Source organism: Polaribacter sp. HaHaR_3_91 (genome assembly GCF_019278525.1).
Classification (GTDB): domain Bacteria; phylum Bacteroidota; class Bacteroidia; order Flavobacteriales; family Flavobacteriaceae; genus Polaribacter.
In genome coordinates, this window is sequence record NZ_CP058986.1 from 3,416,651 (window position 1) to 3,440,206 (window position 23,556).

11 protein-coding genes are annotated in these 23,556 nt (G+C 33.1%); 4 read left to right on the forward strand and 7 right to left on the reverse strand.

The features are described from left to right. Positions 1 to 231: 231 nt before the first annotated feature. The 6 genes from H0I27_RS14380 to H0I27_RS14405 all read right to left on the reverse strand — a co-directional run bounded on the left by H0I27_RS14380 (position 232) and on the right by H0I27_RS14405 (position 12,472). Positions 232 to 3,219 (reverse strand): sulfatase-like hydrolase/transferase, encoded by a 2,988-nt coding sequence (locus tag H0I27_RS14380; RefSeq protein WP_218731308.1) that lies wholly within the window; start codon positions 3,217 to 3,219, stop codon positions 232 to 234. A gap of 131 nt (positions 3,220 to 3,350) precedes the next feature. Further along, a complete protein-coding gene (locus H0I27_RS14385) occupies positions 3,351 to 5,336 on the reverse strand; it encodes a T9SS type A sorting domain-containing protein (protein WP_218731309.1) in 1,986 nt (661 codons plus the stop codon). A gap of 227 nt (positions 5,337 to 5,563) precedes the next feature. Next, positions 5,564 to 6,400 (reverse strand): histidine phosphatase family protein, encoded by an 837-nt coding sequence (locus H0I27_RS14390; RefSeq protein WP_218731310.1) that lies wholly within the window; start codon positions 6,398 to 6,400, stop codon positions 5,564 to 5,566. A 289-nt stretch (positions 6,401 to 6,689) separates the two neighbouring features. Then, the gene (locus tag H0I27_RS14395) at positions 6,690 to 8,528 is read right to left on the reverse strand and encodes a sulfatase (RefSeq protein ID WP_218731311.1); all 1,839 of its coding nucleotides are present in this window, start codon (positions 8,526 to 8,528) and stop codon (positions 6,690 to 6,692) included. Between the two features lie 24 nt (positions 8,529 to 8,552). After that, positions 8,553 to 10,088 (reverse strand): sulfatase-like hydrolase/transferase, encoded by a 1,536-nt coding sequence (locus H0I27_RS14400; RefSeq protein WP_218731312.1) that lies wholly within the window; start codon positions 10,086 to 10,088, stop codon positions 8,553 to 8,555. 8 nt (positions 10,089 to 10,096) lie between these two features. Next, positions 10,097 to 12,472 carry a glycoside hydrolase family 95-like protein gene (locus tag H0I27_RS14405; RefSeq protein WP_218731313.1) on the reverse strand — a complete coding sequence of 792 codons (2,376 nt, stop codon included), beginning with the start codon at positions 12,470 to 12,472 and terminating at the stop codon, positions 10,097 to 10,099. Positions 12,473 to 12,798: 326 nt separating this feature from the next. Between H0I27_RS14405 and H0I27_RS14410 the strand changes: the two genes are divergently transcribed. The 4 genes from H0I27_RS14410 to H0I27_RS14425 are packed head-to-tail and all read left to right on the forward strand — an operon-like array spanning position 12,799 to position 21,421. Beyond that, a complete protein-coding gene (locus H0I27_RS14410; RefSeq protein WP_218731314.1) occupies positions 12,799 to 14,322 on the forward strand; it encodes an arylsulfatase in 1,524 nt (507 codons plus the stop codon). 42 nt (positions 14,323 to 14,364) lie between these two features. Continuing rightward, positions 14,365 to 16,920: a right-handed parallel beta-helix repeat-containing protein gene (locus H0I27_RS14415; RefSeq protein WP_218731315.1), complete on the forward strand. Its 2,556-nt coding sequence runs from the start codon at positions 14,365 to 14,367 to the stop codon at positions 16,918 to 16,920. A gap of 45 nt (positions 16,921 to 16,965) precedes the next feature. Continuing rightward, a complete protein-coding gene (locus H0I27_RS14420) occupies positions 16,966 to 18,549 on the forward strand; it encodes a hypothetical protein (protein WP_218731316.1) in 1,584 nt (527 codons plus the stop codon). A 49-nt stretch (positions 18,550 to 18,598) separates the two neighbouring features. Beyond that, entirely contained in the window at positions 18,599 to 21,421 is a 2,823-nt protein-coding gene (locus H0I27_RS14425; protein ID WP_218731317.1) for a chitobiase/beta-hexosaminidase C-terminal domain-containing protein, read from the forward strand. A gap of 126 nt (positions 21,422 to 21,547) precedes the next feature. On the opposite strand, the gene H0I27_RS14430 is transcribed toward H0I27_RS14425, so the two are convergent. Next, complete coding sequence (locus H0I27_RS14430; protein ID WP_218731318.1) at positions 21,548 to 23,548, reverse strand: T9SS type A sorting domain-containing protein; 2,001 nt, start codon at positions 23,546 to 23,548, stop codon at positions 21,548 to 21,550. Positions 23,549 to 23,556: the final 8 nt, after the last annotated feature.

Below are 23,556 nucleotides of genomic sequence, written 5' to 3' on the forward strand. Positions count from 1 at the left end.
TTCAGTAATAGATTTAACATTTACATCTACGTGTGATGGACGTTCTATTTCAATATCCCATTAGATCATAAAAAGGTTTCTTAGAATATATTTATACGGTACTTAGAGATAAATTCTACTTAGACAACTTACCTTTCGTCTAAATATCATTGGGTTATAGTTATTATTTTCCAATATAAAAAGAACCCCCACTAATTTATAGAGGGGTTCTTTAATTGGGTTATAATAAACTTATTCTTTTAATAATTTTATATGTTTTCTGTTACCATCTTTACATATAACTTTTAGCAGATATACACCTGATTTTAAATTAGATATATCAATACCTTTATTTGCATTTTCGAATTTGTACGCTATTGCTCCATACACATTGTACAAAATACCTGATGCTACTTCCTTTGTAAGGCTAAAAGTATTTTTTACTGGATTAGGATATAGGCTTAACCTTTCATTACTTTCCTTATTAATATCATCAATTCCTAAAGTAAACTCAGAAACATGAAGTATTATATCTTGAAGTCTTAATCGTCCTACAACATCCTCTCCTGAATTAGAAAGACCTGTTGTTACAAATTTTATTTCTGTAGCCTCATCGTCTGCTAACGTAAGTGGAGTATTAAATACAAACTCAAAATTATTACCTTCATTATTCCCACCACTAGTATAAGTAGCTTGCTGTTGCGTCTCGCCATTAATGGTAATTGCAACGTCTACAATATCATTTTTTTGTGATTTCGCGGCAAACGTTACTTTATTTAATATACTTTGATAACCTTCTGTAGATTTCACAAGAAATTTAGCTCCATCTCCTTCAAGATTATCTGCTGGGTCAATTTCTGTTCTCATTTGTAAATAAATTCCACTTCCAGCAGCTGTACCACCAATCAATTCTGAATAATTATCTACAGCCGTAAACGTTTGTTCTAACTCAGAATTATTCAGCGTTATTTCATGAAGTGGTTCTGTAGCTCCTAAAACATTAAAGAAGAGATCTACAAATCTCACTCTTGGTGCTAATCCTTCTGAATTAGAAAGTGAGGTTGTTATCACCTGAATTTCTTTAGCTGACTGTGTAAAAGTAACAGGAGTATCAAATTCGAATAATTCTGGAGTATTATTGTTTGTACTTGTATAGGTAAAACTTTGTGTTTCTCCATCAATAATGAGATCAACATTTACAGTATCTCCTGTTTGAGATATGATTCCTAATGTAATTTTATCACAAGTTATAGATGCAACATCAGCAGGAGCTTTTACATAAAATTTAGCTCCATCTCCTCCTTCTACAGTCCTTGCTTGTAAATAAGCTGTACCGCCTATAGTTATATTCCCAATTAACTCTGCATACTCATCTACTACTTTAAAAGGTTGTTCTCCAATAGAATTAGCAAGTGTTATCTTATGAGGATTAAATATTGATAGTTCTTCCGACAAAACCATAAAATTATTTTCATCAGTTAGGGTAAATATAACTCCTGTAGCTACTTCTGGTACTTCAGCAGTAATCACATTGCCATTTATAGTTGCTGAAATTTCAAACCATTCTATTTCTTTTGAATCTGCTTCTTCTATTCTATAAAGTAAATAAGCGGTTTCAATAATAGCATCTCCTGCATTAGCAGTTAGTGTTGCTGTGGCTACACCTGTATCCTGATCAAAAACTGTTGAAACAACAGATGGAACAATATCTTGATTATCTAATGGATCACCATTATAGTCTGGATTAAACTGAGGAATTCTTACGTCATTTTCAGATAAAAGAGTCTCTAGCTTTAAAATAATTTCATTTTTAAGAGATGCATCCATCGTATCTATCACATCATATATCTCCTCTATATCATTATCAGACCCATCGTCATTATATAATTTGAAGGCTTTATAATAACCTCCTTTATCATAGATTTTATACAATTTATAATTTCCACTTCTAATAGCTGAAGATGCTCTTTCATCTTGTCCATGTGGGTAATGCCAAAAAAGATCTGTTCTTTCAGTATCGTCGCTATTTTTTATTTCTGTTTCAGTTCCACTTAAAAAAGGAAATAAACTTACACCATCTAAATTGTTCAGAACATTTGCATCAAGAACGGCATCTGCTCCAGTAACCTCCATAATTGTAGGATAAAAATCTAAATGAGAAACTATGTTATCATATACTTTATTTTCTACAATACCAGGTCCTGTTATAACAAATGGAGTACGCAAACCGCCTTCTTTGGTGTGTGTTTTCCCTAAATCTAAAGGAAAGTTATCTGTAATAATTTCTGACCCATGATTTTCTGCCCCTCCATTATCTGACGCAAATATAATATAGGTAGTTTCAAATAATTTTTTCCCAGGATTTCTTGGATCATCTGTTTCTTTTAAATAATCTACTACTCTCCCTAAACTCCAATCTAAACTAGCAATCATCGCTCCATAATATGGATTTGTTTGGCCTGGAGTCGTAATATTTGCATCTGTTGTTGGAACAGGAATTCCTAATTTATCACAATAATATTCTAGTAATGCTAAATCTCTTGTTTGTATAGGAGAATGAACCAACCAGTGCGCCATGTATAGAAAAAAGGGTTCTTCTTTGTTATCATCCATAAAACCCAATGCTAATTCTGTTACCGCATCATAAGGTCTGCCATCTTCATCTAATCGATAAGGATCATCTTCTGCATCAGTAGCAAAGTCTACAGATCTGTCTCCCATACTTCTAGTAATTCCTCTATCAGTATCTTGATAATTAAACCCTTGATCTACAGCTTCCGGATAAATATTATGGTTAGCTGCCATATGCCATTTGCCAATATGACCAGATATATACCCTAAAGGACTTAATGCTTCAGCCATGGTAACTTCATCTAGCTGTAATCTACCAGGATAATACGACTCTATCGTTTTATTTGAAGATTTAACATTAGGTATTTGCCCTCCAGCTACATGGGTCATTTTAGTTTTAAGAGGCATTCTACCACTCATTGTACCCCCTCTTGATGGTGCACAAGTTGGTGCTGAAGCATAAGCTTGTGAAAAATTAGCACCACTTTCTGCCAATGACAACATATTAGGGGTTTCCCAAGGTACAACAGCACCAACATCATTTAACTGAGTATCTTGCCAACCAAGGTCATCTGCGTAAATAAAAACAATATTAGGCTTCACTAATTCTTGCCCTTTAAGAGAAAAAAATGAGATCAACAAAAAGAAATATAAAATTGAGTTTTTCATTATTTAGTTTTTTTATAGTTGATACAAAAATAAAGGGCTCTACGATATTCAATTTGCTCTAAACAATCAATTATTTACGCTATGATTACCTTTTAATGTGTAAAATAATTATTCGATACTGTTTGAGCAGCTTATTTTGTTATTATTATTTTTCGTGTTAAACTTTGATTATTACTGTTAGTAAGTTTAACAAAATACATTCCTGATTTTAATGTAGACAAATCTAATTGTGTTGATAAAGCTCCATCATCCCATAACTTTTCTAATACTTTTGTTCCTGTAACAGACACAACAATTATGCTTGAGATACCTGTTGCAGTCTTTGTAATGGTTAACGCATCAACCACAGGATTGGGATACAAGTTAATTTGAAATGGATTGGATGTTGGATTTATAAAATCATCAGTTGATGAAAGAGTATTGTCGATTTCTCCAACAAGATAAGCCCCTTCAGGTCTTACATAAGGTTCATAATCCGGCACAGGATTAGATAAAAGTCTGTCATTAATTGTTTTCATAATTACCATTTCGTCGTCCTTAATATGTCCAGCATCAACACCATTATTATTAGATATCGTATTAGCAAAAGTAACACCAGCTTTAGCATCTATAAGAATTTTAGAAAACCTGTACGCATCTTCTATCCCGAATATTAAATTTGCACTAGAAACATGCCATTTGTCTCTAATAGGAAACCATACATGTTTTAGTACTTGTTTTTTTTCATAGACTGACCAAGGATTACCAACCATAGCGGGTAAAGTATACTCTTCATATCCCCATGAATTTGGAGGAGCACCACCACCTAGTGCAGATACATGTCCTCTTGTAAAATCTGAATAAGAGTTATTTCCTCTAAAGTTTGATACATTATAGTCTCTATCGTCTTCATCATCAATTCCATCAGAATCAACCATAACTGGTTCTCCTTCTATATAATGTAAATGCCCAAACTCAGAAACAGACATAGCCGCTCCAGGATCAGCATCTTTAAACATTTGAACAAAATCTTCTAAATGTCCATCGTCTCGAAGCGAAGTTGTAGTATCGAACCAATATCCATCGGCATATTCTGCTACTGCAGGAATAAACCCTTGGACTAAATTTTTGTAAGCTAAATATTCATTTCCATCAAACTTTGTTGTGTAATAATTTACCCAAGCAGCTTGTGTTTCATCACTTGCTCTGTCTAAATAATTTGTAGAAATGTACAAAATAATCTTCTTCCCAGAATTTTTTAGTGTTTGTAAAACTTCAAGCATTATTTCTTGATTCTCAGCACTAGGAACTAAACTTTCGTGTATTTCAGAAGCAACATCTACATTGGTATTATCTCTTACGTTAAAATAATGTGAATGTGCAAAATAAGAAAGATTTGTAATCACATGTCCTAGAGCAGGAAGTTCTGTTACTAGCTCATTTACACCTCCTATTGGGTCATGTCCTGTTGCTATTTCTGTATCTAATCTTTCTCCACCAAAAACAGGAAATGTACCTCCCCATGAACCTGCTAACCACGCCGCTGGATGATCTACTGTTGTTGCAGTTTGATCTGTTGAGCCATATATTTCATCAAAATAATAACTCATAGCTGGTTCTTCTATACTACCATTGGCTAAACCAATTATCATAAGGTCATACCCTCCAACATCTAGTACATTCTGTGGAATAGCAACATCTTGAAAATGAAAGGTAAAAGTTTCCCATTCTTGCCCAACTGTGAATTTCAATTGCTCATAAACACGTCCTCCTGCATCAGAACTTTGAAAAAACACTCTAAGTTTTGAGTTGTTTGTAGTTAGCTCATCAGTAGGGATGTCAAGATATGCTTTTAGTGTAACTGTATAATCGGTTAAATCTGTTACATAATTGAACAAGTTAAAAGATAAAAAATCATTGGTCCCTTCAGGTCTATTGTATTTAGAGACAATAGTATGTGTATTAATACCTAAAGTATGAGGGTTTGGAAAGTTTCCTGTTAAATTTGTGGGTACATCTTCTTCGGCTGTAAACTCAATTTTACGCGTATTTGTTTCATCTTCCAACCACAAAAATTGTGCGTTAGAAACTTGTACAGTGAAAAGAAATACTATTAAAAACGTAATTTTTTTGATCATAAGGTTAGTGATAAGGTTGGTTAATTAAATTAAAAACATCGTTTTCAATGTTTAGTACACTGTAAAAATATCTATTATTACTCAAATACATTTTCTCTAACTCACCAAATTATTGTTGTAAACGATCATAAATTTTACTTAATAAAGGATACAAAAGACTTAGGTTGTATCATTTTATTTTTGTGAGGTTGGTAATGTCATCAAAACAGTTTATCAAAGCTATTTTATTACTGAAGTGGAACATCGTTGAACATTTTTAATTTAAAAGTTCCATTATCTTGTTGTTCTACCATCCAAACACCTGTATTTGTAATTGGAGGAAAACCATTTAAAGGGTCATTAGTAAGCAATCTTAAAATCGCTTTTCCACTGCTTCCATGTCCGGATAAAAGAATCGTTTTATAAGAATAACTGCGATCATCAATTAATTTCAAAACCCTATCAATAATAACCTTAGCCATTGCGTTTTCTTTTGCGCTCTCTGAATGATCTCTAGGAAAACGAGCTTTTTTAAATTCATTCAAACCATCATTTCGCAATGTGAAATAAGGTTCTTCTCCTGCTAATAAAGTTATAGCATCTCCAGCACCAAGAATTTTCTCTTTTGATACATATTTTGGTAAATCCGGAGAAATGATAAGTTTTGTGGCATAAATTTCTGCAAGTTCTGGCCAAATCTCTCCTTTTATTTTAGACTTTTCTAGATACGGTAACAACGTGTTTTTACATCGCCATGCAGGACTTACGGCAACAAAATCAAAATGAAATCGGTTTAACTTATTAGGTACTCTTGATTGTTGCATAATTCCTTTTGGGGTAAAGGCTAAGTGATTTCCTACATAAGAAGGCCATTCACTCTCAGGATATATGCTCCATTCTTTTTTAACATTGTGTCCACCTTCTGCATGTCTTATGTAATAAACTCTAAGCTTTGAATCCGTAGTTTTATTATTTTTAACTATTTCTTTATTGATAGAATTGTCAGTTGTGTGATTTTTAGAAATCATACTTACCAAAAGGAGCGTTCCAATTCCGACTAATACTATAAATAACAGTTTTTTCATGAGGTATATAATTGTAGGTGAAAATTTAATTCTGATACTAATGTTTTACACTTTTGTCTGTATTCGTTTAAAACTTTGATATAGTTTTTATCCCCTGCTAAATTATTTTGTCCTTTTAGGTCTTTATTAATATTGAATAATTCCTCTTAAATAGGTTGTTCGTTATTGTTTGAAGATTGATTAGGAACATATTTATTTCAGTCGTTTTCTTTACTAAATGAACGAATATATTTAATAGGACTATCCAATACGGAATCCTTTCAGGTAATATAAAGATGAGTTAAATATATTATTTAACTTGTATTGCTTTCGTTGCAAATATTTTTGTGGTTTTTTGGTAACCGGCATCTGGATAACTAATTAAAAAATTGTTTTCGCCAACCAAATTAAAGACATAATGTGTGGTACCTTTAGGTAATTTTACGCAAACTTTATTACCAGTAAGCTTCATGGTAATAGGAAACCAAATTTCTCCTGGTATACCTCCGTTTTTTGTGTATATTAACTCTGCTTTTACAACTTTGGCTCCATTGGTTTTGTATTCTAACCAAACATTTTGTCCGTCTATACCATGTGTAACAACCGTAGGTACTTTTGCTTTGTTTGGTAAATCTGCTTTACTGGTTGGGTTTAAATAAGGATATCTAGCATTTAGTTTTTCTAATCGTTCTTCTAAAAGACGATTCATTTCTTTGGCTTTCTCTGGCATTTTTTTTGCAAGATTTTTAGCCTCTTCAATATCTACACGTTCAGATTCATTTTTATACAATTCATACAAAGCTAACTCCGTTTTTTCTTCAGTAGCAACATATTCTCGTACCAATTTAAAACCATCAACACGCAAAGTAGATTGCATAGAACTGTTTGGAAAGTGCCACATCATAGTATTTCTAGCTTTACCAGTTTCTGGATCTAAAACTAATTTTGAATCCGTTGGGTCTTTATCTAATAATGTTGATAAATCGGCACCATCTAATATTTGATTGTCTTCTTTTTGGGTTCCTGTCCAACTCAATATTGTAGGATAAAGGTCAAGACCATTTACCATTACGTTAGATTCTATATTTGAAGAAATTGTTGGGCCTTTTACAATAAAAGGAACTCTGGTACCTCCTTCTTTAGCATTAATTTTTCCTTTATCTAACGGATAGTTGTCTGTAATAATTTCACCAGTATGTTGCTCCATACCTCCATTATCAGAAGTAAAAACCACATACGTATTTTCAATTAACATATGTCCAGGCCATCTTGGGTCTTCAGTTTGTTCAAGGTACTTAATCAATAAACCTGTATAATGGTCAATCGTTTCTACCATGGCAGCATAATATGCATTTCTTTGTCCTTTTTCTTCCCAAAGATCCTTTTCTTTAGGATAATCTATGCCTAATTTCTGGTAGTATTTTTTTAATAAAGCTTCACTTCTTGTATGAATTGGTGTATGCACTAAACGAGAAGCATAAAAAAGAAAAAATGGATCTTTTTGGTTTCCATCCATAAAATCAATTCCATCTTGAGTGATATCATCAAAAGGAAAACCTGCTTCGTCTAAATAAAATGGATCAGATTTGTCGGCAGTTGAGAACCCTTTTGTGCGGTCTTTCATTCTTTTATGAGATCCAAAACCATGCTTTGAGAAATCAAAACCTTGATCTTTCGGTTCTGGATAGTCTGTTACTGCAATACCTACATGCCATTTACCAGAATGCCCTGTTTTGTAACCATTGGTTTTAAGAGATTCGGCAATAGTAACTTCTGATGTATCTAAAGCACCTCTCATCCAAGGACTTATTAATAAAGATCCATAATTAAAAGGCAATGGTGGATGACCTCCTCTAACGCTAGTTCTTTCTAGACGAACAGGATGTTTTCCTGATAAAATAGCTCCTCTAGAAGGAGAACAAACAGTTGCAGCAGAATAACCTTGCCAAAAAAGAACGCCCTCTGTAGCTAATTTATCAATATTTGGTGTTTCGAATGGCGAAGGCTCGTCAATATCGTAACACTTTACATCTTGCCAACCTAAATCATCGGTTAAAATTAATACTACATTTGGCTTTTTTGGTCTTTCTTGTGCAAAACTGCTTGATGTAACTAAACAAGCCATTACTAATAGAAATACTTTTTTCATGATGATAATTACTTAATTATAAAACTAATTTAGTTCAGACACCAAAGTTTTACACCGTTCTCTGTATTCATTTAAAACTTTGATGTAGTCTTTATTACCTACTAAATTATTTTCTTCTTTTGGGTCTTTTATAATATCGAATAATTCCTCGTAAATAGGTTGTTCATTTGAGTTTGAAGATTGGTTTGGAACATATTTATTTCGGTCATTTAATTTACTAAAAGAACGAATGTATTTATATTGTTTACTTCGTACGCCTTCTTGTCTTGGATATCCTTGATCTGTAAATAAGTTTTCTAAAAAGATGTCATCTCTCCATTTTACATTCTTCTTTTCTATCAAAGGAAGCACACTTGCTCCTTGATAAGATGCAGGGATATTTACACCACACATTTCTAAAAGTGTAGCAGGAATATCTTGACCAACCACCAAATCATCTATTACTTTTCCTTGTGTTTTATCAGTAAAAAAAGGAGAATACACAATCATAGGAACGTGTACAGATTCATCGTACAAAATAGTTTTACCACCTAATCCGTGTTCGCCTAAAAACAAACCATTGTCTGAACAAAATACAATAACGGTATTATCCGCTTCGCCAATTTCCTTTAAAAATGAACGTAAATTTCCTATCATGATATCTATAGCATGAATTGCTCTGGTCATTTTTAGTTTCTCATTTAGTAATTTACCCTTTTTAGATGTTATGTAATATTTCATTAAATCTTTGGTGGCATAAACATCTTCTGGCAAACTAATGTTTTGAGGATACCCTTCTGGTAATTCAATTTTATCTTTTACATCATCATATCCTGTTTTGTAATATTCTGGGTCTGTTTCATGTGAACCCATTCCGCCAATACTAGAAGCATGAGGTAGATTTAAATTAATCCATGCAGAAAAAGGTTTGTTAGGGTCTCTTTTCTTAATTTGATTTTTAATGGAGGCATCAGCATTTTTATAAAAGTAATCATAAGCATCTCCTTGTGTTAAAAAAGCCTTAGTTGCCTCTAACATTCCTTCAACTTGTGTTTCGTTTTTAAGGTTTGCAAACTGTTTGTGTTTTTTTGCTGGATAAAACCCTAAATGACCATTACCATAGTAACAAAAATCTACATCTTTTCTTAAAGGCGTATCATTTCTATCTCCTATTTTTGTGTGATGTTTTCCTATAAAAGCGGTTGAGTATCCTGCTTTTTTTAATTGTGCTTGCCAGCTATTTTTATAGGTAGTTTCAGAAATAAGATTTTTAGAAACATTAGTAAAGCCAATTTTATTTCTTCGTTCCCATTGTCCTGTAAATATATTTGCTCTACTTGGGCCACAAATAGGGCTAGTAATATAAGCATTGTTAAAAAAGACTCCTTCTTTAGCTAATTCATCAATATTTGGAGTTTGAATAATAGGATCTCCAGTCATACTCAAAGAATTGAATCTTTGATCATCAGAAAAGATAAAAATAACATTCGGTTTCTTCTCTTGCGCTTGTAAAGTTTGAGTAACTGCAGTGCATGATAAAAAAGAAGAAATAATAAATAGATGATATAAAATTGTTTTCATAATTAATTTTAATAAGAACTGTAATATGTATGACCAGGTAATCTTTTTGTTTTGTTACCATACCCAAAAAGGTTCTGCTCTTTTTTAGATTTTGGTAACTCTTTAATACTTAAATCGGTTTTATTTAAAGTTTTGGCAGTAATTATTACCGATTCATTTTTCTTTAAATTTATAGGATACGAACCATTTGCATTTTGTTTTATGGAAACACATTTGCCATTGATATAAAAATTCGGATTTTTAAAATCAACCTGAACGTTACATTCGTTTCCTTTTAAACTTTTTATAGATACAAATTCGGTAGTTCCTTCTATTTTTTTAGCACTCACCAAAAATGCGCCTTGTGTTCTTAAGTTGTGAAAAGCAACATCTTTCCATTTTTTAGGACTTGCAGGAAATACATTTATTTTTCCACCCCAACTTTGAAGCATCATATCATGTAAACTTGTTGCAAAAGATAGCGGACTTTCAATAACAGGGTTAATTTTTCCTTCGGAATACATGGTTGTAGATGAAATGTTTTTATGTTTGATTAAAAAATCAAGATAATAATAAGCTTTTTCTGCGTCTCCTAAATTAGCGTACATAGATGAAGCTCCAGTAGCTGTATAACCAGTTACAGGCATGGCTTTAATTTTTTTACCACTATTAAAAGTAACATCTAACCAATGGTCTAATGAAGTGCGTAATAGTTTTTTATCGGCTTCTTTTTCTGGTGTAATTACCATTAAAGGATAAAAGGCTAATAAATGTGAATAATGCCTATGCGGATTTGCAAAAGGTCTATCTTTTCCTATCATCAATCCGTTTTCATCAATTTGAAAATCAACCAAATTAGTTAGTAAATACTCCCAATCTTTTTTAAGAGGATCATTTATTTGATGCTTTTCATCAATATCGATTAATGTTTGACAACTCCAACGAATTAATGCCAACGTAAAATTAATGTCTTGCCCACGACCTGGTTTGTACTCTGGAGACCAACTATATTTAATATGAATTTTTCCATCTTTGGCATCAACAGGATTGTCTTTTATATAATTTAAATAACTATTCACCGTCTTTTTTAAAATAGGGAATAATTTATCTCGCATTCGAATATCATCACCAGCAAATTGGCAATGCAACCAATAATCGTTTAAGATCCATGCTAACATATCTGGTACTTTTGCTCCGTTGAAAGCAATAAGATCTTGCGGCATTAAAGCAGCAACGGCAGCACTGTTTTTCCAACTTGCAGGTACATTGTTTTCTAGGTTTTTTGCATATTTATCAATGTTATTGGGTAAAGATTCTCCAATAGACATTCTATTGGCTGTTAAATGCGTCCAATAGATGAGTTGTACATTTAAATCTCCCCAAACCATTGGCCAAAAAGTTCTATTATACCAAGGTCCCATCAGATCTAAAATGGGTCCATTTCCTCTAGAAGCAGAACCTAACTTATACATTTGTATCCAATAGAAAGATTCTTTTTCTGCATCATTAATGGTTAAAAAACTCAACGGATAATAGTTATGCCACCATTTTTTATGTGATGAAATAAAGCTATTTTTTTTAATAAGCTCCTCTCCTACTTCTAAATTTTCAGTAACAATCTCTAGCGAATTTCGTTCTGGATAACTATGATGAACGCTCGTTATTAATTGTTGTTTTCCAGAAGGATTTCCTGTAATTTTATAACCTGTAGTGGTTTCTCCTCTATGATTAAATAAAGGTTGATAACAAAAATTGTAGCCGTTTTTCTCGCTAAATGTTGGTTTTGGAGCCATCTCTAAAGTTACCGCTCTCATTTTATCCCAAGTACCACCTTTTGGACCTCCGCCACTTTTTAAGACTTCATAAACTGGTGGAATAGGATCTTCTGCGTGCCAAGTAATTTTTATATCTTCATCTTTTGTATCGGTTTCAAAATAGATATTATCATTTGTACTATGCGTAAAACCTTTAATTTTATAACTTCCTTTAGAGGTTTTAATAGTACCTGTTAATTCTGCATTCCACAAATCCAAACGCATGTCAACACCTGTTATTTTTCCTTTAGATGTTAATTTAAAATGACCTAATGGTAATCTGCTTCTTTTGATCCAAAGCATTTCATCGGCTTTTGTTTTGGCTTCTCTATGATCGTAATAATCATGGCGTCCAATATGTAATGAGATGACATTTTTTTCTGATTCTTGTGCTTGATAAAATAAAAAACCAATATTTCCATTACCTGAATAAGGAGCGGTTTGCCATTTATCTGGTACAATATCCCAAAGCATGTCATGCTTAGATAAAAATGATTCGAAATCAACTTTAAAATCAACTTGTTTTTCTTGAGAAGAAAACGGAATTGAAAATAAAATAAAAATACAAAGAAATAAAACTTTTAACTTCATAGGAAACATTGTAAATTAAGGTTTTTAATCAGTCTTAAATTTATTAGCTTGATTAAATGTAATACAAATATATCCTATACACTAAAGAAACCTTTACTCTAATCATTCAAATACTTTTCTCTAATGCAACATTTCGCTAACATTTAGTTGATAAGCCTAAAAGTTAAACAACTCACTATAAGTCAATAAGCATATATAATAAGAATTCTTATCATCAAGTATGGATATTTATCTCTATTCAATAAGAGCAACAAAAAGAAGGATTAGAGTAAGCCTATATTAATGATAAATAATAATTTTACCTTAACATTATAATCTTATTAAAAATGTACAAATCTATAATTGCAGTTGTTTTTTTAATTTTGAGTCAAAATTTACTGGCACAAAAAAAGGCTGACACAAGTCGTCCTAATATCATTTTTATTTATGCCGATGATATGGGGATAGGTGATGTTTCTCATACTACAGGGAAAGCTGCAACACCAAACATAGATCGTATGGCTGCAGAAGGCATTCGTTTTACGGATGCGCATACGTCATCTTCTGTTTGTACACCATCTCGTTATTCACTTTTAACAGGACGTTACAATTGGCGAACAACTTTATCTAAAGGGGTTATCCATAAACCGACTGCGAAACCGTTGCTTAAAAAAAGAGAAACTACTGTAGCTAGTTTGTTAAAGCAAGCTGACTATCACACAGCTATGGTTGGCAAATGGCACTTAGGTATTGGTTGGGAATTGTTACCTAATTACAAAAAAGAGAAATGGCAAATTGGTGGCGGATGGGATATCGATTATACGAAACCAGCTATAACGCCAACAAGTAATGGTTTTGATTACTTCTATGGAATAGCAGCTTCTTTAGATATGCCTCCGTATGTTTATATTGAAAATGAAAAGGTGACAGAACTTCCTTCGGTTATGAATGATCCTAAGATACGTTCTAGAAAAGGACCTTCTGCTCCAAGTTTTAAATCAGGTGAATGTTTACAAGTTTTTGCAGAAAAATCTGTTGATTATATAAATGAGAGAGCTGGAGAAAAAGAACCTTTCTTTTTATACTTACCTCTAACCTCTCCCCACACGCCTATTGTACCTAGTGAAAAATGGAGAGGAAAATCGGAATTAGGACCTTATGGTGATTTTTTAATGGAAACAGATTGGGTTGTAGGAGAAGTATTAAAAGCACTTGACAAACATCATTTAACAGAAAACACCATTGTTTTATTTTCTACGGATAATGGATGTTCTCCTGCTGCAAAAATTCCTGCTTTAAAAAAGAAAGGACACTCACCTAGTGGAAATTTAAGAGGAAATAAAGCAGATATTTATGAAGGAGGACATAGAGTTCCTTTTATCATTCGTTGGCCAGAAGTTATAGAAGCAGGAACGCAAACAGATAGATTAACATGTATGACTGACTTTATAGCTACTTGTTCTGATATTACAGGGATAGAATTAGATGAAACATCAGGTGTAGATGCTATTTCCTTTTTACCAACGTTAAAAAATCCAACAAAAACTAATAGAAAAGACATCATTAGTCATAGTATTAATGGTTCTTTTTCTATCAGAAAAGGAAATTGGAAATTAGCGCTTTGTCCTGGATCTGGTGGTTGGAGTACGCCAAGAGCTGGTAAAACCCCAGAAGGATCTCCTAGTTTACAGTTATTTGATTTGTCTAATGACATCGCAGAGACTACCAATCTATATGATAAATACCCTGAAAAAGTAGAAGAATTGACAAAATTACTTCAATCTTATGTAGATAAAGGAAGAAGTACTCCTGGAAAACTTCAACAAAATGATAGAGAAGTAAATATATATGCAGAAGATGTAGCAAAATAAATTACTGCTTAAAATAAGAATGAAAAATTAATATATAAACTAATGAAAAAAATAATTACCTTATTGTTAGTACTGTGCATTGTACCATTATATGCACTAGACATTCATGTCGCAACCAATGGATCGGATGCCAATGATGGAACAGAGTCTAAACCTTTGTTAACTATAAAAGCAGCACAAGCTAAATTAAGAGCTAGTGGACTTTTAGGAAAAGAAGCATGTAACATTGTTATACATGAGGGAGTTTATAGATTAATAACGCCTTTACAAATTACCACAGCAGATAGTGGTAGTGAACAATTTCCTGTTGTTTATTCGGCAGCTAAAAATGAAAACGTAGTTATTACAGGAGCACAATTAATTACCTCTAAATGGGAAGAATTTAAAGATGGTATTTATCGTACCAATGTGGGAGATTTAAATGCAATTGATCAACTTTTTGTAGATCAGAAAAGACAACACATGGCACGATATCCTAATTTTAATGCTGGTTTTATACCTACAGATGGAGATCCTTCTGTACGTGGAAAAAAAGCAGGAACAGTTCCTTTTTCAGGAGCAGCTCCAGATGCTTGGGATGCTAAAAAAGCAGCTGAATGGAAAGATCCTACCGGAGCAATTTTAAACGGTATGCACAGAGGTTTATGGGGAAGTCAACATTATTTTGTGACTGGTAAAAACAATAAAGGCGAATTGGTGTACGAAGGGGGTTGGCAAAACAACCGATCTGCTCCACCTCACAAAGGGTATCGAATGATAGAAAACGTTTTTGAAGAATTAGATGTTACTGGGGAATGGTATCATAATACTAAAGACGGTTGGTTGTATTATATGCCAGAAGCCAATACAAACCTTAACAACACAAAAATTGAAGCTGTACTTCAAATTAAACACCTTATTGAAGTTTATGGAGATCATAAACTACCTGTTGCAGAAATGGTTATTCGCAAAAGTGGTAATGCACAAAAAGAGACCGTTGTTAAAAATTACGAAACAACCAAAGCTGTTAAAAACGTTCATATTACTGGGATTCATTTTACAGGTACTAAAAGAACTTTAAGAGAAACCATTGAGCCTTTACTAAGAAGTGATTGGTGTGTATACCGTGGTGGAGCCATTCATATGAGAGGAACGGAAAATATTGTCATCGATCATTGTTCTTTTAAAGAATTGGGAGGAAATGCAGTATTTGTTGATAGCTATAGCCGTAACATTCAGATAAAAGAAAATATTTTTCAAAATAATGGTTCTACGGATGTAAACTTTGTTGGTTCCTTTGCTGCTGTTCGTGATCCTTCATTTAGTTTTCAACATCTTCCTCCAGCATTAGATGTAATAGATACTACTATTGGACCAAAATCTGAGGAATATCCAGCAGATTGTATCGTTGAAAATAATTTAATGATGCTTTGTGGTCGTTTTGAAAAACAAGCCTCAGGAATTAATATTTCTATGTCATCAAGAATTACACTTCGTCATAACACTATTAGTCACACACCAAGAGCTGCCATTAATATTTGTGATGGAACTTGGGGAGGTCATATCATAGAATGGAACGATTGTTTTGAAACGGTTTTAGAGACTCACGATCATGGCGCTTTTAATTCTTGGGGAAGAGATCGTTATTGGTTTAGAGCTGGACCTTCTGGACCTGACTTTAGAGATGAGAATGGAAAAGCAATGATTAGTTATTATATAGAAAAGTATCCAAATGCTCCTTTGTGGGATGCTTATCAGACCACTATTATTCGTAACAATAGAATGCAATGTGATCATGGTTGGGATATTGATTTGGATGATGGATCTACCAATTATGAGATCTACAATAATATAAGTCTATCTGGAGGTATTAAAACACGTGAAGGATATCATCGTACGGTTACAAATAATGTAATTTTAGGCAGAGGATACACCTGTAATGTACCCTACCCAAAACCAACAAATGATATTTTTGAAAGAAATATTCTATGGGGCGGAACAGTGTACAAATCTAGTAACCCAACGCTTTGGGGAGGAACTAGAAATTTTAATTTCGTTCACAATCCTGATTCTAAAAAAGTGGTACCTGCTTATGGTGCACAAGAACAAACACAGGACGATGCTGAAAGTTTGTATGGTAATGTTCTTTTTGCAGGAAAACCTCAACATGGCGACTTTACCGTCTCAAATAAATCAGCAGCATTAAGTCTTGGATTTAAAAACTTTCCGATGTCTGGTTTTGGTGTTACTTCTGATAAATTGAAAAACTTGGCAATGAAACCTAAAATTCTTGCACCTAAAGAAATAGCCTCTAATGTATTTGTGAAGTCAAAGTTGAAAGGGTTCATGGGAGCTAAATTTAAAACACTAGAAACGGAAGCAGAACTTTCTGCAACAGGAATGTTTGACACTTATGGAGTGTTACTGGTTTCTGTTCCTAAGAATAGTAAATTGGCTAAAATGGGATTTAAAGTGGATGATGTTGTGATAGAATTAAATTCAGAAAAAATAGCGGATGAGAAATCTTTTGTAAGAACGATGAGCCGTTTAAATGCTAAAGAACATAATGTTAAAGTATGGAGACATCAAAAAGCAGTTGCTTTTTCTTTTACAAAATAAATAATACCGTAAAATTCTTTTAATCTAAAAAATAATATAATAAAAATGAAAAACAGAACACAAATAAACAAAGCTTTTTTACTGCTTACATTTGCTTTATTTACTGTAAACGGAGCGCTACAAGCACAAAATACTTGGACTATTGAGTCTCAAAAAGACTGGCAAGAAAATATAGCTACAAAAACAAATTTAGAAATCAGCAAAGGAAAAGTAATTCCTACTGAAAAGGAAGCCGTATTTCAAAGCGCCATGAAAAAGTTTGCAAAAAAAAGAGCTGCAAAATCTATTACATTTTCTCAATCACCAGAATGGTTAAATTGGGAACAAATTCCTACTGCAGCACCAGCAAATTTAGGCGATGCCCCTGTAGCATTACAGTTAGGAGATGGAAATTACTGGATGTTTGGTAAATATGATACTAGAAAGAATAATAAACGACCGAATGATTTTAAAAGTAAGGATACCATCTTAAAAGGGTATGATGTTGTATTAAAAACAACACATCTTAAAAATCAATTTGATGCTCCATCAGGATTAAAAAAACCGTTAAAGGGATATCATGCTTGGCATAGTATCGATATGAAAAACTGGGTGCATTATGGACCTATATCCGATATGTCTTCTCGTTGGGTAACTTCTGCAGAATATATTGATGGAAAATTTTATTTTTATTACGATTTTCCAAACGATCAAGATCCGCATTTACTTATTGATGAAAACTTAACTGATGGTATTGTTGGTAAAAAAATGGGCATGGCTTTTAAGGATCCTTCAGATGGTTCTGATTGTGCAGTTATTAGAGATTTAGAAGGTAATTTTCATATTATAGCTGAAGATTGGTCGCCTATTGATGCTTCTACGCATGCTTGGGATTCGCCCTTAGCAACGCATGCTGTTAGTAAAGATGGTTTTAATGATTTTAAAATTTTAAACCCACCTGTAGATGAACGTACCAAACCAACAGGAAAATTTGCTGAATATGCACATCCTCATTGGTTTAAGGAAGACCCAGATAACTATCCTGGAAAAGCGTCACCAGTTGATATTCCGAGACAAAGAATCAAAAAAGGAGACGTCGTTTCTTTTGGTAAATACGAAATCCATGAGCCAGAACAAAATTCTTTTGGAGATTGGGCTTCTATTTCTATCGGTGGTCAATATTATTTATTCGCAGATTATGATCCAGCAGGTAAGACAGGTGGTAAGCATATGAGTGTTGCTTGGTTTACTTCTGATAACATCAATAAAAAATTTGAGTTTTGTGGTAATATAGGTCAAGGACATCCAGATCCAGATATCATGTTTGCAGAAGGTAAATATTACTTGCTTACCCAAACAAGAAATGATTATGTAAGTACTGGTCCTTGGGTGGAAACTGTAGAAGTAAGAATGGGTGTAGATACCACTAATGATGGATTGGTGAATGAGTGGAGTGATTGGCAAGTTGTGAAAGAACAGTATGATTATATCAAAGGTTTCTCTAAGCAAATTGAAAAAACTCCTGCGCAAATGAATTTTTCAGACTTACCTAAAGGATATGGTTTTCAATTTGAGGTTAAAATGACAGATACAACAGAAAATGAATCAAAACCAATTTTAGATAAGGTTGTTGTTTCATTTGAGGAATAAGATTTAAAAATCAACACTCGTATTTAAAACGAAAATTAAATTTTATAAGATGATAATAAACAGAAATTTATTAACAATCCTTCTAGTTCTGTTAATGCTTAGCAATTCTTTTGCGAAAGATATTTATGTATCTCCCAAAGGAAATGATGCGAATTCAGGCACAATAAACAGTCCTTATTTAAGCTTTAAAAAAGCCTTACTGGAAGTAAAAAAATATGCGAGCAAAGAAACTGTAACCGTATGGTTTTCTGCAGGGGAATATTATATTGATGAAACGCTAACCTTGGGTAGCGAATATTCAGGAACAACAGAAAAACCAGTTGTATTTTCTGCAATTCCAGGAGAAAAGGTTGTTGTAAAAGGTTCTCGTCAATTAGCATCTTTAAAATGGAAAAAACACAAAGGAGGTATTTATAAAACTCAAGTTCCAAGTGGATTGTCTATGGATCAATTATTTGTTAATGATGTCCGTCAAGTAAGAGCACGTTTTCCTAATTATGATTATGAGAATCCACTTCGTGACGGGAAAGGATACCTGCAAGTAACAGGAGGTACAGACAAACGATATGACAAATGGTTTTCCTACGATCCTGAAACTTTTTCGGATAAAACATGGAGCAATCCAGAAACAGGAATTGTGCATGGTTTCCAAAGTCATAACTGGGGAAATATGCAGTACAGACTTAAATCAATCAATAAAGAAGAAAGTAGAATATACCTTAACGAAGGTGGTTGGCAACTACAGAGAACACATGGTATTGGAGGAAAAAAAAGTCATGCGTCTTATTATTTTGTTGAAAATATTTTTGAGGAACTAGATGTTCCTGGGGAATGGTTTTTAGACAACAAAACTAGTACGCTTTACTATTATCCGATGCAAGGCGTGAAATTAAGTGACGTTAAAATTGAAGTTCCTGTTATAAAAGATATGATTCAGTTGAAGGGCACTAAAGAATCACCTGTAAAAAACATTCAGTTTAAAGGATTCAAATTTACACAAACCAATTATACGTTTATGGAGGCTTATGAGCCAGTTGCTCGTGGCGATTGGGCTATTCACAGAGGTGGTACCATTTTTATGGAAGGTACAGAAAACCTGTTAATTGAAGACTGTAATTTTGAGTATGTAGGAGGAAATGGTGTATTTATGAGTGCTTACAATCGTAACAATAAAGTAAGCGGTTGTCGATTTGTACATACTGGAGAAAGTGCCGTATGTTTTGTTGGTTCTCCCGAAGCAGTTCGTTTTTATCAAACTTGGGATGACAGATTAATGGATGGAAAGAATTGGAATCACATGCGTGAAAACATGGATTTAGAAGCAGGACCTAAAACACCTGATTATCCAAAAGAATGTACTGTTGAAAATAGTATCATGCACGATTTTGGTGATGTTGGTAAACAAGTGGCAGGCGTTTATATTTCTATGAGTCATAAAATTACAGCGTCTCACAATACCATTTATAACTGTCCACGTGCAGGAATATGTATTAACGATGGTACTTGGGGAGGACACCTTATTGAATTTAATGATATTTGGGAAACCGTTAGAGAAACAGGAGAACATGGACCTTTTAATTCTTGGGGACGAGAAAGACAATGGAAAGGTGGTAGAGGAACGAATGAGCATTTTATAAAGGAATTAACAAGATTGGATGCTATTGATAACACTATTTTACGAAATAACAGAATAGCCAATTATAGAAAATCTATTAGTGCAGGAAACTGGACGATTGATTTAGATGATGGCTCTAGTTATTACGAAATCTATAATAATCTAAACTTAGGTTCTACCATTAAACTTAGAGATGGTATGGGCCGTAAGGTGTACAATAATATTACCGTAAGTGCAGTTCCTTCTGGATGGCATGTATGGCCAGAATATTCAGAAGACGAGATTTATAAAAACATTTTTGTGATTGCAGGAACACTACCTGGAAAAAATGTACCTACTAAAAACTTTATTCGAGGCGTAGGATTGTCTAAAAAGGTTAAATGGAGTGAAAACTATGACAATAACACGTATTGGAACGTTAATTATCCTGATAATTTTGAGATGTCACCAAATCAGAACATGGAAGCTTGGAATAAGGAAGGTTATGATCTAAATGCTGTTTCAGCAAATCCAAATTTTGTAGATCCGATTAATGGAAATTATCAAGTTAAAGAGAATTCTCCAGCATTAAAGGCAGGGTTTAAAAACTTCCCAATGGATCAGTTCGGTCATACAATGACTCGTATATTACCTTTTGGAGGTGATTTTGAAAACGAAACTATTGTAAGCTTAAAGGCCGATATTAGAGCAGGAAAAAAATCTAATATTTATTATACTACGGATGGATCAGAACCAACAATGAGTTCAATAAAATATACAGATCCATTTAAAATTAATGAATCAACGTTGTTGAGCGCTAGAACCTTTGATTCTAATGGAATTCCTGTTGGTTTTACAAACGAAGTTGAATTTACAAAAGTTAAAAAAGTTACCTACCCTAGTTGGTTAGCTACTTTACTTACGGGTAAGTATGCAGAAGAAACTGTTGCTGAAGGAAAGACTACAAAAATTAAAAAAGCACTTCAAAAAGAAGTGAATGGCGCTTTGTTAATTAACATTGCAGATGATCCTGATTTAATAGATGCTACTGGTGGATATAATTTTGGTTGTTATATTGAGTCTTTGAATCCTAAAAAAGGAAAAATGTGGTTAGATGCCGGATTGAACAAAGATTGGGTGATTCAAAAATTAAACAAACATAAAATTTCAAATATTGCACATTTACAAAAGTTCCTAAAAGAGTATTCTGGACAAACCGTAAAGATTACAGCAGTAAGAGATTATGGTTCTAAAGTTTTTGAGGTAACCATTCCTTAAGTTTATTTGGAATAAATTCTATTTCATGAATAAAAATTAAACCTCAATTAGATACTTCTAATTGAGGTTTAATTTTTTCTAATAAACTTATTTATGTCAGAAGAAAGAAAACTCTTCCTGAAACGATTATCTTTTAAGGAATCTAATTACTTCTAAATTATTATTTACATATGCCTTGATTATGTAGAATCCAGAATTTAAGTTTGAAACATCAAAACTTTCTTTATTTCCTGAAAATTGTAATATTTTTTCACCTGTAATTGCATAGATAGTAAGAGAATTGAATTCTTTAGATAATTTAAAAACATCTTTTACTGGATTCGGAAATACTTTAAGAGAAAAATCCTCAAGCACGTTAGTCACTGTAGAAAGAACTTCTTCTCCAACAAGAAATGCCCCTTCCGGACGTTCATAAACAGTTGCATCTGCATTAATAGCAAATTGTTGATCCATAAATGTTAATATTTCTACTTCATCTTCTGAGGTAGTACCATCTGTAGATGTTGTATTTGAAAATGTAACGGATCCTCCTGCATCTGTAATTCTTTTCGCAAAACGATACGCTTGTTCATTATCAAACATTAAATCTGATCTTTCGCTAGACCAAGTGGCTCTTAGCGGTAAAAACAAATGTTTTAATGTTTGTTTTTCATTTTCATATATAGATATTGGAGATGATTCAATATCTGGTACTGTAAACTCCTCATAAGCCCAAGAATTAGGCGGAGCTCCTTGCCCTAACGGCGTAATATGTCCTGCTGTAAAATCTGACCATGGGTTTGTTGCTGTCATCTTTATAATAGTATAGTCTCTATTAGGATCATCACCAGTTCCATCAACACCTACCGTTTCATCAATTCCATCAGTATCTACCAATATTAAATCTCCGTTTTCATCAACAAAAGAATCCTTATCAATATTGGTTGTTATGGTAGCATTAGGGGCGGCATTACGAATCATTTCTACAAATTCAGCTTTTTGTTCAGTAGTACTCGCAATATCAGCACCTCCAAGACTATTATTAATATTATAACTTCCAAATGAATCAAACCAATATCCATCAACTCCTATTTCTGTAAAACGTTTTATATAACCTTCACAATAGTTCATCCATGCTGCATGACCATCACCAGCAAAATATGTATCTACATAATTATTCCAAGCTACTGCTCCTGCTGCTGTCGCTCTATTTGCTGGACTTTGCGTATTTACATATAAAATAACTTTTTTACCTGAATTTTTAAAGATATCAATAACATCAATAATAATTTGCTCTTTGGCTAGACTAGGCACAAATTCTTCATCTACAATAGAATTTTCGGCTCCCATAACCTCATCTACATTAGGATTTGTTCTTAAAGTCCATAATTGTGCATTTGCATTATTGGTAGCATTGGTTAGTACATGCCCCATTGTAGGATAACTGTCTGCAATTTCTTGCGCTCCTGCAATATAATCATAACTTCTATTATCAACATAGTCATCTAAATCTTCACCTGCTCTTACGTAAAAACGACCTCCCCAAGAACCTTTAAGAACTTCTTCAAGGGGTACTTGTGGTATGGATCCGTGAATTTGATCTATATAATAATTTATTGTAGATGTTGATTCTTGTCCGTTTCCAAAACCAATATCTAATTGATTATACCCTCCGCTTCCTAAACCTTCTGTTGTGAAATCAGCTTTATCAAAAACAAAAGAGAAATCTTCCCATGCTTGACCTATTGTAAATGTTTTTGTTACCTGTTTAAAATCTCCAGTAGTGGTATTTCGTAAATAGATACGTAAACGATTTGGTTCAGACGATAAATCTGAAGTGGCAACATTTATGTAAGCTTTTAAAGTTACTGTATATTTTGAAGCAGTTGTTAGCGGGGTAAACAACTCAAAATAGGTAAATCCTCTAGTAACATTTGCATCTCTAACAAACTTAGAACTTTTTGTATTTGTATTTACTCCACTAACATCTGGATTTGTTTCAGCTGTAGTAAAAGTACCATCTACTGTTCTAGAAAATGTTATATTTTCCGTTTCTGTTTCATTTTCAAACCAAAGATGTTGCGCATGAGTTTTGTTTCCTAACAAAAGGAAAAATGGTGACAGTAATAAAATCTTTAGTTTTGACATTTAATTTT

Coding starts and splice junctions, on each gene's coding strand:
- H0I27_RS14405 (WP_218731313.1), bottom strand. CDS start 12,472: ATGAAGTTAAAAGTTTTATTTCTTTGTATTTTTATTTTATTTTCAATT.
- H0I27_RS14410 (WP_218731314.1), top strand. CDS start 12,799: ATGTACAAATCTATAATTGCAGTTGTTTTTTTAATTTTGAGTCAAAAT.
- H0I27_RS14425 (WP_218731317.1), top strand. CDS start 18,599: ATGATAATAAACAGAAATTTATTAACAATCCTTCTAGTTCTGTTAATG.
- H0I27_RS14400 (WP_218731312.1), bottom strand. CDS start 10,088: ATGAAAACAATTTTATATCATCTATTTATTATTTCTTCTTTTTTATCA.
- H0I27_RS14420 (WP_218731316.1), top strand. CDS start 16,966: ATGAAAAACAGAACACAAATAAACAAAGCTTTTTTACTGCTTACATTT.
- H0I27_RS14395 (WP_218731311.1), bottom strand. CDS start 8,528: ATGAAAAAAGTATTTCTATTAGTAATGGCTTGTTTAGTTACATCAAGC.
- H0I27_RS14385 (WP_218731309.1), bottom strand. CDS start 5,336: ATGATCAAAAAAATTACGTTTTTAATAGTATTTCTTTTCACTGTACAA.
- H0I27_RS14415 (WP_218731315.1), top strand. CDS start 14,365: ATGAAAAAAATAATTACCTTATTGTTAGTACTGTGCATTGTACCATTA.
- H0I27_RS14390 (WP_218731310.1), bottom strand. CDS start 6,400: ATGAAAAAACTGTTATTTATAGTATTAGTCGGAATTGGAACGCTCCTT.
- H0I27_RS14380 (WP_218731308.1), bottom strand. CDS start 3,219: ATGAAAAACTCAATTTTATATTTCTTTTTGTTGATCTCATTTTTTTCT.
- H0I27_RS14430 (WP_218731318.1), bottom strand. CDS start 23,548: ATGTCAAAACTAAAGATTTTATTACTGTCACCATTTTTCCTTTTGTTA.